This window comes from Staphylococcus simulans, from assembly GCF_047037175.1.
Taxonomy (GTDB): Bacteria; Bacillota; Bacilli; order Staphylococcales; family Staphylococcaceae; genus Staphylococcus; species Staphylococcus simulans_C.
In genome coordinates, this window is sequence record NZ_CP178241.1 from 912,504 (window position 1) to 925,860 (window position 13,357).

At 35.3% G+C, this 13,357-nt stretch carries 16 protein-coding genes and 1 riboswitch; of the genes, 6 read left to right on the forward strand and 10 right to left on the reverse strand.

What is annotated here, in order from left to right; genetic code table 11:
- Nucleotides 1–51: 51 nt before the first annotated feature.
- The 3 genes from ACFCT9_RS04305 to ACFCT9_RS04315 all read right to left on the reverse strand — a co-directional run bounded on the left by ACFCT9_RS04305 (nucleotide 52) and on the right by ACFCT9_RS04315 (nucleotide 3,139).
- Entirely contained in the window at nucleotides 52–1,533 is a 1,482-nt protein-coding gene (locus ACFCT9_RS04305; protein ID WP_412521186.1) for an FAD/NAD(P)-binding protein, read from the reverse strand.
- Between the two features lie 140 nt (nucleotides 1,534–1,673).
- A complete protein-coding gene (locus tag ACFCT9_RS04310; RefSeq protein ID WP_412521188.1) occupies nucleotides 1,674–2,519 on the reverse strand; it encodes an N-acetylglucosaminidase in 846 nt (281 codons plus the stop codon).
- A gap of 398 nt (nucleotides 2,520–2,917) precedes the next feature.
- Nucleotides 2,918–3,139, reverse strand: coding sequence for a hypothetical protein (locus ACFCT9_RS04315; RefSeq protein ID WP_023016000.1), 222 nt, complete (start codon nucleotides 3,137–3,139; stop codon nucleotides 2,918–2,920).
- A 205-nt stretch (nucleotides 3,140–3,344) separates the two neighbouring features.
- On the opposite strand from ACFCT9_RS04315, the gene ACFCT9_RS04320 reads away from it, so the two are divergent.
- Together ACFCT9_RS04320 and ACFCT9_RS04325 are read left to right on the forward strand one after the other, a co-directional pair.
- Nucleotides 3,345–3,842, forward strand: a complete 498-nt coding sequence (locus ACFCT9_RS04320; RefSeq protein ID WP_412521190.1) for a sigma-70 family RNA polymerase sigma factor — start codon at nucleotides 3,345–3,347, stop codon at nucleotides 3,840–3,842.
- Complete coding sequence (locus ACFCT9_RS04325) at nucleotides 3,842–4,282, forward strand: hypothetical protein (protein WP_412521192.1); 441 nt, start codon at nucleotides 3,842–3,844, stop codon at nucleotides 4,280–4,282. Before ACFCT9_RS04320 ends, ACFCT9_RS04325 begins: the two co-directional genes overlap by 1 nt.
- Here ACFCT9_RS04325 and ACFCT9_RS04330 read toward each other — a convergent pair.
- Nucleotides 4,257–4,718, reverse strand: a complete 462-nt coding sequence (locus ACFCT9_RS04330; protein ID WP_412521193.1) for a hypothetical protein — start codon at nucleotides 4,716–4,718, stop codon at nucleotides 4,257–4,259. The two genes, ACFCT9_RS04325 and ACFCT9_RS04330, sit on opposite strands and share 26 nt — an antisense overlap.
- Before the next feature lie 142 nt (nucleotides 4,719–4,860).
- Nucleotides 4,861–5,577 (reverse strand): transaldolase, encoded by a 717-nt coding sequence (locus ACFCT9_RS04335; protein ID WP_412521195.1) that lies wholly within the window; start codon nucleotides 5,575–5,577, stop codon nucleotides 4,861–4,863.
- Between the two features lie 187 nt (nucleotides 5,578–5,764).
- Between ACFCT9_RS04335 and ACFCT9_RS04340 the strand changes: the two genes are divergently transcribed.
- The 3 genes from ACFCT9_RS04340 to ACFCT9_RS04350 are packed head-to-tail and all read left to right on the forward strand — an operon-like array spanning nucleotide 5,765 to nucleotide 6,838.
- A complete protein-coding gene (locus tag ACFCT9_RS04340) occupies nucleotides 5,765–6,073 on the forward strand; it encodes a hypothetical protein (protein ID WP_412521196.1) in 309 nt (102 codons plus the stop codon).
- 47 nt (nucleotides 6,074–6,120) lie between these two features.
- On the forward strand, nucleotides 6,121–6,492 hold the full coding sequence (crcB, locus tag ACFCT9_RS04345; protein ID WP_412521197.1) for a fluoride efflux transporter CrcB: 372 nt from the start codon (nucleotides 6,121–6,123) through the stop codon (nucleotides 6,490–6,492).
- The gene (locus ACFCT9_RS04350) at nucleotides 6,485–6,838 is read left to right on the forward strand and encodes a fluoride efflux transporter FluC (protein ID WP_412521199.1); all 354 of its coding nucleotides are present in this window, start codon (nucleotides 6,485–6,487) and stop codon (nucleotides 6,836–6,838) included. Before crcB ends, ACFCT9_RS04350 begins: the two co-directional genes overlap by 8 nt.
- A gap of 58 nt (nucleotides 6,839–6,896) precedes the next feature.
- On the opposite strand, the gene ACFCT9_RS04355 is transcribed toward ACFCT9_RS04350, so the two are convergent.
- The 3 genes from ACFCT9_RS04355 to metK form a co-directional block, all read right to left on the reverse strand.
- On the reverse strand, nucleotides 6,897–7,733 hold the full coding sequence (locus tag ACFCT9_RS04355) for an aldo/keto reductase (RefSeq protein ID WP_412521201.1): 837 nt from the start codon (nucleotides 7,731–7,733) through the stop codon (nucleotides 6,897–6,899).
- A 121-nt stretch (nucleotides 7,734–7,854) separates the two neighbouring features.
- Nucleotides 7,855–8,754: a hypothetical protein gene (locus ACFCT9_RS04360; RefSeq protein WP_412521203.1), complete on the reverse strand. Its 900-nt coding sequence runs from the start codon at nucleotides 8,752–8,754 to the stop codon at nucleotides 7,855–7,857.
- Between the two features lie 96 nt (nucleotides 8,755–8,850).
- Nucleotides 8,851–10,047, reverse strand: a complete 1,197-nt coding sequence (gene metK, locus ACFCT9_RS04365; RefSeq protein WP_412521205.1) for a methionine adenosyltransferase — start codon at nucleotides 10,045–10,047, stop codon at nucleotides 8,851–8,853.
- 108 nt (nucleotides 10,048–10,155) lie between these two features.
- Nucleotides 10,156–10,271, reverse strand: a riboswitch (SAM riboswitch).
- Nucleotides 10,272–10,433: 162 nt separating this feature from the next.
- Here metK and pckA point away from each other — a divergent pair.
- Nucleotides 10,434–12,029: a phosphoenolpyruvate carboxykinase (ATP) gene (gene pckA / locus ACFCT9_RS04370; protein ID WP_412521206.1), complete on the forward strand. Its 1,596-nt coding sequence runs from the start codon at nucleotides 10,434–10,436 to the stop codon at nucleotides 12,027–12,029.
- Nucleotides 12,030–12,075: 46 nt separating this feature from the next.
- On the opposite strand, the gene ACFCT9_RS04375 is transcribed toward pckA, so the two are convergent.
- Both ACFCT9_RS04375 and ytkD read right to left on the reverse strand, forming a co-directional pair.
- The gene (locus tag ACFCT9_RS04375; protein ID WP_412521207.1) at nucleotides 12,076–12,849 is read right to left on the reverse strand and encodes an alpha/beta hydrolase family protein; all 774 of its coding nucleotides are present in this window, start codon (nucleotides 12,847–12,849) and stop codon (nucleotides 12,076–12,078) included.
- Nucleotides 12,815–13,306, reverse strand: coding sequence for an RNA deprotection pyrophosphohydrolase (gene ytkD, locus ACFCT9_RS04380; protein ID WP_412521209.1), 492 nt, complete (start codon nucleotides 13,304–13,306; stop codon nucleotides 12,815–12,817). The genes ACFCT9_RS04375 and ytkD overlap by 35 nt, the downstream gene beginning before the upstream one ends.
- Nucleotides 13,307–13,357 lie beyond the last annotated feature (51 nt).

Consider the following 13,357-nt stretch of genomic DNA (forward strand, 5'->3'; position numbering starts at 1 on the left):
AATTAATCATAGCTCATTTTTATTTAACTGACAATCATTATTACTTATTGATTATCTATTTTCTGAATGAAATTCATATAAACTCTTAACTGCTTGCACAGATTGGCGCACAATCATATTGACACCATTACGAGCTTGATTGATTCCATTAGTGATTTGACCAATCGCAATTAAATGCGGCAATGTCCCGTATCTTGGACTGATCACTTGATTGGTTTCAGGTACAATTTGGATACCGCCCATAGGATGTGCTTGGACAATTTGTCTGTTCGCAATATCAATTAAGAAAGCATCATCATCATCTAAATCTTTTAACTGTGTTCTTGGACCTGTCGCATTGATGACCACGTTATATTGTTCTGATGCATCTGAATCCTTATATTTGAAGATAAATGCATCATTTTCTTGCGTTACTTTTTCCAAACCACTTTTGATTAATAAATGTCCAGCTTCTATTTCTTCAATTATTAATCGTGCAGTGCGCGGCGGCATTGGGTTCGAATTGGCTTTCATTATTGGCATATAATCCTTCATAAATGTTCGTTGATCTTCAATACTTAAACTATTCCAAATCCAATTCATGTTTTCTTTGATTGTTTCTAATAAACTTTGGAAGACGCCAAGTATCTCTGGATGTGCCAAATCATATTTTAAGTCTTTAATTGGGTCTCCGACTTTGCGATTGATAAGTTGTTGTAGCGGAATATTTAAATCTTCACACTCTTGTTTAAATAGTTGAATCGCTCTTTCTAATGGTACAACACCAAAATGAGATTTAATAATTTCATTAAAATTATCTTTTGTCAGGTGCTTTAATGTAATGTCAGGCATTTCGCCTCTAACACTTGGCAATGCACCTCTTCTGCTCACAGCAGTCAACGGTAAATTAGGATGATGCTTTACCACATAGCGAATAACATCAAGGCTAGATAGTCCTGTTCCAATTACTGCGATATCATCCGTATCTTCAACAGTATTTAATGTTTCATAAGTTGGATACGGTGATTTGATAAATCCTTTCAATCCTTTTAATTGATATGGATCGTGATACGCCATTGTACCAATTGTTAAAAAGACATAATCATATTGACGGCATGCTTCTTGTTCATGATTCGTACAAATGAAATATTGAATGTGCGAATCTTTTTCAAACCCTTTTTCCAAGTACATTTCAGTCGCTTTTTCAGTAATAATATGGATGTTGTCATACTTGTCATTAAATTGATCGAGATAACTTTTCATATAATGACCAAAGACAAATCTCGGCAAATAGGTCGCATTATCAAATTTAAAATCATTTTGTTGTTGGTACCAACGATAAAATTCCTCTGGATCTTTAGAATTTAATGACATATCTTTACTTGGTAAATTGATTAATAGTTGTGAACTGTCATTTTGAAATGGCACGCCCTGCCCCATGTTTTTAGCATTATCATAGACATCTATATCTAGTTCATTAAAATATGAATGCTGTTCTAATTGTCTTAAAATACTCACACCTGCAGTGCCCATTCCGATTATTGCAACACGCATACGTTTAACCTCCTGCTCTTTATATCTAACGCGCTTTTTATGGCTTCATCTTCTATTATGCAATAAACAAAAATAAAGCGAAACAATTAAATCACAATCATTTAATCATTTCGCTTTAAACTTAATATAAAATTGAACTATTATTGATGTTCTTTGTCATCTTTATAAACAAATAACTTATAGTATTTACCTTCAGTATTGATTTTTTTATAGAAGTCTGCAATGAGTGAAGCGTTGCTTTCTGCCCATTTGATATCTGTCGCATATTGGTGCTCCCCAGGATTTTTAGGATTCCATCTCATGCTATATAATGTATTTTGATCTGGATTAGATAAGAAGTGCTTATGGATAAATTCTGCACCGCCATCAATGGCTTTTTCCGGTGTATCCCAACCGTGTTTTTTTGCATACTCTGCACCTGTTTTAATTGGATCTTCATCTAATGCGCCAACACCATAAAAGTTATAGTATTTTTTACCATCAATTTCTACACCTTTAGACAAATCACTTTTTACAGCCCCTGTCTCTAAAATAGCATGTGAAATTAAGTATACTTCATTGACATGTCGTTTCTTCGCCGCATGAATAAAGTCGTCTGTATGTGCTAATAATGTAGGACGATCAGCCAACATACGTTTAATTCTATTTTTATCGATGCCTTGATATTTAGACAAATCTAAGAATTGATACTTTTGTGTTTTATCATCGATAAACTTTTCACTGTTCATGGCTCTCTTGATTTCAGTTCCTGTTGCATCATGCCATCTATCATTTTTGTCGGAAACTTGTTGGCTTGTATAGTTATTAATTTGTTTTTTAGCTGCTTGATTCAAAGTTACATCTAAATGTTCTACAGTTTCTACTTTTTTGACATGTTTAAATAAAATTTGATCAGAAATCATTGAAAAGAAAATATAACCCGCTGCAGCCAAAATAACAAGCAGCCCTATAATTGAAAAGATAGAGCCTTTCTTGTGTTTCGTCATAATTACACCTCTTAGGTCAAGTTAAAGTGAACTGCTTAACACGTTGACATTAGTGTTGAAGCTTCTCGGTACATTCATGTTGACTGATTATTTTATATCCGAGCTACCCCCATAGTTCCTATGGTTCTATAACAATAAAAAAATAATTCGATTTAATTCTAAATCTTAACACTTTCTGCAGTGTATCACAATTTAGAGTTTTCCAACCACCATTCTATCATATCTTTTTCTATCGTACGTGCTTTTAGTCAGAATGTAATATTGCTGTAGTCTTTCAATAATATTTCTAACACTTCCGTACATCATTCGTGCAAAATCACATTCCTAAAATAAAAAACAGCCTATTTATTTACAGACATTGCTGCAATAAACAGGCGAATACGAGCCTTTATTTACAATTACTCTGGACGTTTGTACTCCATAATTATAAAACTAGCTGCTTCTGATCTATTCTTATAGTAGTAACGGTTCAAATCGATGGTACCTTCAATTTTGCCATCACGATACATCATTTCATTTGTCATATTATTAATCATTACAAAATCTGAACTATCTTTAATCATATCCAATTCATCATGGCGTGCGAAAAAGTGTTCCAAATTTAAGTGAGCGTAATCCATAAAATCCTCCCGTCTATTTGTGAATTATGTTAAATCATGCTTATTATGTCGAAAACTACAATTTATTTTGTTAATTTATTTAATTCTACCCTTCTATTTAACACCTATTTTGTACATTTAGCAAATGAAAGAATATATCTGTTTCGCTAAACTAAAAACCAACCAGAAATAATATGTTATGTACAAAGGTTGAATGGGTGCAGTGATGAATATAGAGACATTAATCACAAGACACCAAGGTATTATTTATGCTTTGTTGAAAAAGTATAATATTAAGTATGATATTGATGAATATGCCCAACTATTATCCATTAAAATGTGGGCATTATTACAACAATTTGATACGTCCATTCATAATAGCATGAGCGGTTACTTATTTCAAAGGCTGAACTACTATCTCATTGATTTATTTAGAAAGAAAGGAACCATCCTAGAAGATAGTCATCAAACTTTCATTTCAGAGGTTGAAGCTGTCCATCCATATGATAATTATAATTATCTCACACAGATGATTGCTTCTGAGTATTATTTGCTGCTTAATGATTATGAACGTATGTGGCTGAATTTAAAACTATGCGGTTATAAGCAGTTTGAAATTCAAGCTTTAATGCAGAAGTCCGCAACGACGATTAGAAAGTATCAGATGCAAGTGCGACATAAACTTGCACCATTAAAACACTTTCTGAAAGGAGACGTATCATAATGGCGATCAGTGAACGTCCTAGAATTCTATATTTCACTTCTTATCCACATCATACTTTCCAAATTGAATGTGTTTACAACATGTTTCACGGCTTAACGAAAGTGCCGCTGAAATCTTACATGAATACATTGCTTAGACGTGAATCTGCTCCAACGAAATATGCTTCTTATGAACTTAAACAAATGCTTAATATTCGTAAACAACTACCTTTAATTGTGAATCAGCAAACCATCTTATTCCCTATCCGAAATAAACGTGCCCCTATCCAACACTTTATAAACGGATTGGAAATCATTGGACTTAAACAAGAACGTTATGCGACAAGGCTGATTTTTAAAAATGGCGTGCATTTAGTTGTTAATGCTCATTACGCTTTTGTGCATCGTAAATGGTTGGAATGTATCTTCTTACATTTTATGACTTTTCATGACGCTGATTGAAGCGATGTTCTAACAACTTTTTCGTAAAGAATGCGGTTACGATTTTCATTAATATACTTGCGACAACAAGCGCTAAAATACCACCTATCAGAATAAATGCTAATTGTACGAATGATAAATCCACTTGCGGATTCACGAAATATTGAACGACACTTAAACTAGTTAACAATCCAAATAGGAATACACCTAGTAATAATGCATTGATGAGTAGCATACCTACAATAATTAAGAAGAGTGAAGCCGTTCCTTGATGACGCTGTTGAAAAATATGCGTTCTTAAAAATTGATTAGAAAACTTTATCGGTTGTTTATACGTTAAAGTATTGTCCTGACTGTTTTCTAGTTCTTTTAATACTTGGTTCAACTGACCTTTTTCTTTCTTATTCAGGAACCAAAGTTGCTTTTTTACTTTTGTTTCAAATTGCTCTTTTTTCACGAAACCTATACACCTGCCAAAATAATTAATTTTAAAAAGAGGCAGAAATAACTTTACGCGAAGGATGAATACCTTTGTAAAGATTATTTCTGCCTTTATTTTATACTAGAATCATGAGTCATGATACTATGATTTTATTTTTTTATAGAATTGAAAGTCCTGATTTTTGAATGTCTTTCGCAAATCCTTCAACAGTATCTACTGATAATTCATTGATATCTCTGCCGATATTAGGGATTTTGCTGATAACGCCTGCTGGGCATGTAATAATATCTGCACCGATTTCGTCTGCTTGGATGACATTAAATAATTCACGGCAGCTTGCCCATAATAATTTAACGCCTTTTTTAGCATGTGTCACTTCTACTGATTCTTTCATTAATGGAAGTGGATCTACACCTGTGTCAGCGATACGTCCTGCAAAGACAGAAACATATGTTGGAACACCTTCTGTCACTGCATCTGTAATTTCTTTAACTTGATCTAAAGTATATACAGCAGTCACGTTTAATTGTACGCCGTCAGCTGATAATTTTTTAATTAAAGGAATTGTAGACTCGCCTTTAATATTCACAATCGGAATTTTTACGAACACATTTTTACCATATTGTTTTAAAATGCCCGCTTCTTTTTCCATTGTTTCTAAATCATCCGCGAAGACTTCAAATGAGATTGAAGCGTCTGGAATTTCTTTCACTGCTTCTTCAGCAAAGGCTTTATAATCTGTTACACCTGCTTTTGCCATTAAACTTGGGTTTGTAGTGAAACCATCAACCTCATTGTTTTTGTAAGCTTTTTTCATTTCTTCAATATCTGCACCATCCGCAAATACTTCTACGTTTAAATTTGCTTTTACCATAAATTAAGTGCCTCCTTATTACTGTTAACTTTCAATGCTTTCTAAAGTAACTTGATTATAACACTCCCTAATGCAAATCGCGATTGATTAACTCATCACAAAAATATTGTTAAACGTTTCGAAAAGTATTGGTAGCAGTGAGAAAATATATGATAATATTAAAGAATGTACAGAAACGGAGGTCATCATGTCACGGTCAAAACTTTATTTTTACCTAACACTTATACTTATTATCATCAGTTTTAACTTCAACATGTATAACCCACTGTTAAACGAGCAATTTCATTCAATTGCTAAAAAGATCATCACAAGCAGTGTCGTTAATGCAATCATCTTAATTATTGCGATTATTTTAGCGGATAAATCCATTAAACATGCAAAGGAACGTACAGATTGGATTCGTAAAGCAAGTAGGCTTTTACCAATCATTTTACTTATTGTGATTGTAATCCATATTATTACCGCTTTATTCTCATTCGGTATGATTAAGTTTTAACTGACGAACAAAGATATGTTTGATTACACATGTAACGAGGCGATATTTTGCAGTATTTATATGTCTTTGCAGGAGGCGCTTTAGGTGCCTTGTTGCGCTTTATTTTTTCACAATTAAATCATGGCACAGGATTTCCGATTGGAACGTTTATCGCGAATTTAGCAGGTGCCTTTTTGATGGGCTTCTTTTCCGCGTTAGCGATTCAAGCATTTAAGTCCAATCCTTTACTCAAAAAAGGTATTACAACTGGATTTTTAGGTGCATTAACTACATTTTCTACCTTTCAATTCGAACTCATTAAAATGTTCAATCAACAACACTATACATTATTAATTGTTTATGCTCTTTCAAGTTATCTTCTTGGTTTAGCAGTATGTTATATCGGTAGTAAAGCAGGAGGTGCCCTCAGCCATGAGTAATATTTTATTAGTAATGCTGGGTGGCGGCTTAGGAGCTGTAGTACGTGCAGCTGTCACAAACAGTTGTTCAAAGCTATCCACAAAACTGCCAGTAGCCACTTTAATTGTCAACTTAGTCGGCAGCTTTTTAATCAGTTTGCTTTCAGGAATTGCCATAGCAAACGCTTGGTTTTCTCCGTTAATCATTGTAGGGTTCTTAGGAGGACTTACTACATTCTCTACCCTATCACTGGAATTAACGAATATGTTAACGACAAAATCACAGCGTATGCTGTTTATTGGCTATAGCTTTTTACAATATGGCTTATGCTTTATTGCATGTTTCATCGGTTATGTTATCGCATGAACAACAAAAGAAGCGTTACCTTTTACACTCAACTGTAAAGGGTGACGCTTCTTCTTATTTAAAAGGATTTATATGCAGGCACTTCTTGATCAATGCTTTGATTTTGATTTAATTGATCGATGCGTCGCATTTGTTCAGTTGTGAGTTCGAAATCAAACACATTTAGATTTTCTTGAATGCGCGAAGGTGTGACTGATTTAGGAATTACAACGATATCATGTTGAATATGCCATCTTAGAATCACTTGTGCTGCAGATTTTCCTACTTCACGCGCAATAGCTTGAATGGTCGCATCCTTTAATACTTCGCCGTTCATAAATGGTGACCATGCTTCTGCTTGAATACGTTGCGCTTGTAAATACAATCTTAAATCATCTTGTGTTAAATACGGATGACATTCGATTTGATTAATCACAGGTTTAATCGAAGCATGTGATAATAAGCTTTCTAAATGATGCGGTTGGAAGTTGCTGACACCGATATTTTTCACTTTATTTTGTTTCAGTAAATCTTCCATTCCCTTCCAAGTCTCAATCATCTCTTCTTCACTTGCACCTGGCCAATGCATTAAATACAAATCTAAATACGATAACCCTAATTTATCTAAAGTACGTTGATACGCATCCGCGACATTGATTCTGCCATAATCTTCTAGCCATAATTTTGAAGTAACGAATAAGTCTGAACGTTGTATTCCTGCAGCTTGTATACCTAATTTAATACCTTCTCCGACTTTCTCTTCATTGCCATACCGTGCAGCTGTATCAACACTGCGGTAACCTTGTTCAATCGCAAAGGATACAGATTGTGCTAATGCATCATTATTTTCTACTCTATACGTTCCCAGTCCAATTTGTGGCATAGCTTGTCCATTATATAACTTGAAAGTGTTCATTCTTCTCTCTCCTTGCCTCGTTACGTTATCTTTATGCTATTGCATGATAAAGGACACTGTAAAACATTTTGCACTAAAAAAGCACTACCCACTGCTTTATACAGTCGATAGTGCTTGTGTTTTAATTAAATGATTCAATTTCATCCATCACACGTTGTAAATCTTCAACATTATATTGAATACGTCCATGGAAAACAAATTTATTAAAGTATTCATCTAATTGTTCTGGACCGACTAATACTTTCGTATTTGTCGTTTGTGCGTAATTTGAAATTGTCACGGCACCTTCATTTTTAGGATTGAAGTAGAGTAATGCCATTGGTGTATATTTCAAATTCAATTCACGTTTTAATGTATCAGCTAAATGTTCAACTTGTTTCAATTGATTTGAGTAATTCACAAATGAAGCTGATTGTTTATCATCATTTTCATCTAACACTAATGTTTGTGGATGACGTTTATCCAAATCTAACACATCAAAGACTTGTTCAATTGTTGGTAAACTGCCGAATTGTTCTTGACTGATACCATTATAAACATGTCCTTTTAGTAATTGAGAATCAATGATGTATAAACCTGTACGTGTTAAAACTAAGTGACTAATACGATCAATCTCATTGAAATCATTTTTAGGTAAGAATATATTCGCCATAATGTGCATATCTTCTGGTCGAATACGTTTCTCTTTCACTAAACGATCTCTGATACCGATTAAACGCATATCTGTTACATATTCGCTATGATTTTTCGAGAAGAGCTTCAGCGCATCGATTTCACGGTCTTTAGCTGTCACTGTTTCATCGAAATCAGCGCGTTGTTTAGTGACCGCTTTTTTATGTTCGACGCGTTCTTTTTCAAGCTCGTCTTCATAATTTTCTTTTAAACTTCTTTCTTTTGCCTCATATTGTTCCTCTGATTTCAACTTCGCCTTTTTCTTGCTGTTTAAGACAACTAAGAATAAGACAAAAAAGATAACAGCGACCACAATTGCTGCAATCAAACCAATTTCTAATGGTCCCATAACATATTCCGCTCCTTTACATATCTTAATGCTAATTATAAAGGAAAATATCAAATGTATCGATAATAAAATGTCACAAATTCAAAAACTGTTCGATTATGCTTGAACAGCCTCTTTTAATGCGTCCACTTTATCTACACGTTCCCAAGGTAAAGCAACATCTGTACGGCCGAAGTGACCATATGCAGCTGTTTGCTTATAAATAGGACGTTTCAAGTCTAACATTTTAATGATACCTGCAGGGCGTAAATCAAAGTTAGCTCTAACTGCATCTACTAATTGACTTTCAGAAACTTGACCTGTTCCGAAAGTATCAATTGCAATAGATACAGGTTCTGCAACACCGATAGCATATGCGAGTTGTACTTCGCATTTATCGGCTAAACCTGCAGCTACAATATTCTTAGCTACATAACGTGCCGCATAAGCAGCTGAACGGTCTACTTTTGTAGGATCTTTACCGCTGAAGCAGCCGCCGCCGTGGCGTGCAAGACCACCATACGTATCAACGATAATTTTACGTCCTGTCAAACCAGCATCCCCTTGTGGTCCGCCAATGACAAAACGACCAGTTGGGTTAATGAAGAATTTAGTTTCTTCATCTAATAGTTCAGCAGGTACAATCGGATCAATCACGTGTGTTCTAATATCACGTTGAATTTGATCTAATGATACATCCTCAGCATGTTGTGTTGAGATTACAATTGTATCAATACGCACAGGTTTATCATTTTCATCATATTCAACAGTCACTTGTACTTTTCCATCTGGACGTAAGTACGTTAATGTACCGTCTTTTCTGACATCTGATAAACGTTTCGCAAGTTGATGTGAGAAATAAATAGGTGTTGGCATATAAGTTTCAGTTTCATTTGTCGCATAACCAAACATTAAACCTTGGTCGCCTGCACCTGTACTTTCAATTTCTTCTTCAGAAATTTCATTTCTATATTCTAAAGCAGTATCTACTGCTTGTGCGATATCTGGTGATTGCTCATCAATAGCTGACATTACTGCCATTGTTTGGCTATCATAACCATATTTCGCTCTCGTATAACCGATTTCTGCTACTGTGTCACGGACAACCTTAGGAAAATCAACATAAGTTGCTGTAGAAATTTCTCCGACAATCATAGCCATACCCGTAGTGACTACTGTTTCGCAAGCTACTCTTGCATCCGGATCTTTCTTCAATAATTCATCCAGAATAGCGTCTGAAATTTGGTCCGCTATTTTATCAGGATGCCCTTCTGTAACAGATTCTGACGTAAACAATTTTCTATTATTCGACATAACTGACTCCTTTTGATTTTGATTACGAAAATTCTCTTTCTACGAGCTCAAATAAAAAAGGACTTTCAAACTATATACATAGAGAGAAAGCCCTTAAACGTCCTTTCGCTCTTATCGTTCAAACATCTTTAGTGACATTTGCAAACGGTTTGGCACCTTTCTCCGCCAAGGAGAGGTTGCTGGGCTTCTTTGGGTCCATGTCCCTCCGCCACTCAGGATAAGAGAATCCGTTACTCACAATACTACCCAAACTCTTTATTATTGTCAATTCCATGTGCTTAAAATCTTAAATCTGTTATGGAATAATCGCTATCTTATGTTATACTATGAAAATGTAAAGGCTTACACTTACTATTAATACTTACGCGCTGGAGGGGTTTTTAAAAATGGCAGTAGATGCACAAACTAACCGTAAAAAGTTGGATCATTTGATTGGAAAATCTTCATCACTTTTCCAACTCACAACCACACAATTGTACAATAAGATTCAAGAAAACAATGAAGGTGAACTTACAGAACTCGGTGCGATTAATGCACTTACAGGACAATACACTGGACGTTCACCTGGGGACAAATTTATTGTAAATGAACCTTCTTATAGAGATACGATTGACTGGGGTTCAATCAACCAACCTATTGAAGAAGACACATTCTTAAGACTTTACGACAAAGTTTTAGACTATTTAGATCAAAAAGATGAATTATATGTCTTCAATGGTTATGCAGGCAGCGACGAAGATACACAATTACGTTTAACAGTAGTAAACGAAATGGCATGGCATAATTTATTTGCGAAAAACATGTTCATTCGCCCTTCTTCTAAAGAAGAAGCACAAAAAATCAAAGCAAACTTTACAATTGTTTCAGCACCACACTTTAAAGCAAACCCTGAAGTAGATGGTACAAAATCTGAAACATTCGTCATCGTTTCATTCAAACACCGTATTATTTTAATCGGTGGAACTGAATATGCTGGTGAAATGAAAAAAGGTATTTTCTCAGTGATGAACTATTTATTACCTCAACAAGACATCATGAGTATGCACTGCTCAGCAAACGTTGGCGAAAAAGGCGATGTTGCATTATTCTTCGGTTTATCAGGTACAGGTAAAACAACATTATCTGCAGCTCCTGATCGTAAGTTAATCGGTGATGATGAACATGGTTGGAACCAAAATGGTATCTTCAACATTGAAGGCGGCTGCTACGCAAAAGCCATCAACCTTTCAAAAACAAAAGAACCAGAAATTTTCAATGCAATCCGTTATGGAACAATTTTAGAAAACGTTGTTGTTGCAGATGATGGTACAGTTGATTTTGACGATAATGAGCATACTGAAAATACACGTGCTGCTTATCCGATTGATTACATTAAAAACATTGCTAAACCATCAAAAGCTGCACATCCAAATACAATCATCTTCCTTACAGCAGATGCATTTGGTGTATTACCGCCAATCTCTAAATTAGATAAAGCACAGGCGCTTTACCATTTCTTAAGTGGTTTCACATCTAAGCTAGCAGGTACTGAACGCGGTATTACAGAGCCTGTACCTTCATTCTCAACATGCTTTGGTGCACCGTTCTTGCCATTACACCCTAAAGTCTATGCAAAACTATTAGGTGAATTAATTGATAAACATGAAGTAGATGTTTATTTAGTAAATACTGGATGGACTGGCGGAAAATACGGCGTAGGTCGTCGTATCAGCTTGAAATATACACGTCGCATGGTAGATGCTGCGATTAAAGGTAACTTAAAAAATGCTGAATTTGAAAAAGATGAAGCATTCGGTTTAAGTATCCCAACAGCGATTGAAGACGTGCCAAATTCTATCTTACAACCAATCAACGCTTGGAGTGACAAAGACGCATATCGTGAACAAGCAAACGACTTGAAATCACGTTTCATTGAAAACTTTAAGAAATTCGGTGAAGAAAACGAAGAAATTGCGCAAAAAGGCGGCTTCCAAGAAAAATAATAGGCATCAAAAAAATCCGAGAGAGGAAATTCCTTTCTCGGATTTTTTATATCTTACCCGCTTCAACATCATCCATCCATTGATGAATGACTTGTAAAACTTCTTTTAATGCTGTCGGTCTAGGTACATGCCCTTCTTTCGGCTGATAATATGTTTGATAATGATGGCCTATTTGATTCAAATAATTTTCCAAATAGTATGCTTGATGAATGCCAACTTGTATATCCTCTCCACCATGAACAATTAAAATCGGCGGACTCTTGTCATCAATATATTGTAAGGCTTCTCTTTCTTGATAAGCAGCTAAATCTTTTTTAGGGTGCCCCACCATGCGTCGCAACATGCCTCTTAAATCAACACGCTCTTCATACATTAAATGTAAATCCGAAACACCGCCCCAAGTAATGTAACTCTCTGCAGGTAAATCCTGGAACGTTAACAAACCTTGTAAACCGCCACGAGAGAATCCGATAATATGAACAAATGCATCTGGATATAAAGTTTTTAAAATGCGAATCGCTTGTGTCACATCATGCAAATCATCACCACTAAATTCATCTCTACCTTCACTACCGTTGTTACCGCGATAATAAGGACCGAAAACCAGCGTATAGTCATTCGCAAACTGTAATAAACGACCTGTTCTGACACGGCCCACTTTTCCTTTACCGCCACGTAAATACACGACAATACGCTTAACAGACTTTATAGGGGTCACCATCAGCCCTTTCACACGTAAATCATCAACAAGATACGTGACTTCTTCACCTTTATGCGTAGTTAGATCAATCGGCATCTTCTTTCTTTTGATAAAGTCCAAGTTCCATCACTCTTTCCACACATTTTAATATTGCTTCATCTTCTAATAAGTAACTCTTGTCATCCTCAGAAATCTGTTCTAAATCCTGACATGAAACAGGTCCTGCTGTTTCTAAATAATCCGCTTTATGTTTCAAAGTATCTACCTGTACTGCAAAGACATCTTTTGTGAACCATTTTGTGCCGTCAGGATGAAAGACTGTATACTGTGCAACATAAGTCATTTCAGAGACGATTCCTCCCGTTTCTTCAAACACTTCTCGCACAATAGCATCCTCACTGCTTTCACCCGCTTCTATTTTCCCACCAGGAAATTCTATCCCTCGTTGCTTATGTCTGGTTAAAAGAAAGCGATGATCGTAAAATGCGATGCCAAGAACGTGTTCCCCATTTGGTTTGTCTTCTGCATTCATAAATTCTAACCATATTTCTTTATCAAATTGATCATGTATAATCACGTTCTATCACATCCTTGTTATATATGCTAAAATAGATTCATTACGAATTGA

Coding starts and splice junctions, on each gene's coding strand:
- ACFCT9_RS04305 (WP_412521186.1), bottom strand. CDS start 1,533: ATGCGTGTTGCAATAATCGGAATGGGCACTGCAGGTGTGAGTATTTTA.
- ACFCT9_RS04310 (WP_412521188.1), bottom strand. CDS start 2,519: ATGACGAAACACAAGAAAGGCTCTATCTTTTCAATTATAGGGCTGCTT.
- ACFCT9_RS04315 (WP_023016000.1), bottom strand. CDS start 3,139: ATGGATTACGCTCACTTAAATTTGGAACACTTTTTCGCACGCCATGAT.
- ACFCT9_RS04320 (WP_412521190.1), top strand. CDS start 3,345: ATGAATATAGAGACATTAATCACAAGACACCAAGGTATTATTTATGCT.
- ACFCT9_RS04325 (WP_412521192.1), top strand. CDS start 3,842: ATGGCGATCAGTGAACGTCCTAGAATTCTATATTTCACTTCTTATCCA.
- ACFCT9_RS04335 (WP_412521195.1), bottom strand. CDS start 5,577: ATGGTAAAAGCAAATTTAAACGTAGAAGTATTTGCGGATGGTGCAGAT.
- ACFCT9_RS04340 (WP_412521196.1), top strand. CDS start 5,765: ATGTCACGGTCAAAACTTTATTTTTACCTAACACTTATACTTATTATC.
- ACFCT9_RS04350 (WP_412521199.1), top strand. CDS start 6,485: ATGAGTAATATTTTATTAGTAATGCTGGGTGGCGGCTTAGGAGCTGTA.
- ACFCT9_RS04355 (WP_412521201.1), bottom strand. CDS start 7,733: ATGAACACTTTCAAGTTATATAATGGACAAGCTATGCCACAAATTGGA.
- ACFCT9_RS04360 (WP_412521203.1), bottom strand. CDS start 8,754: ATGGGACCATTAGAAATTGGTTTGATTGCAGCAATTGTGGTCGCTGTT.
- metK (WP_412521205.1), bottom strand. CDS start 10,047: ATGTCGAATAATAGAAAATTGTTTACGTCAGAATCTGTTACAGAAGGG.
- pckA (WP_412521206.1), top strand. CDS start 10,434: ATGGCAGTAGATGCACAAACTAACCGTAAAAAGTTGGATCATTTGATT.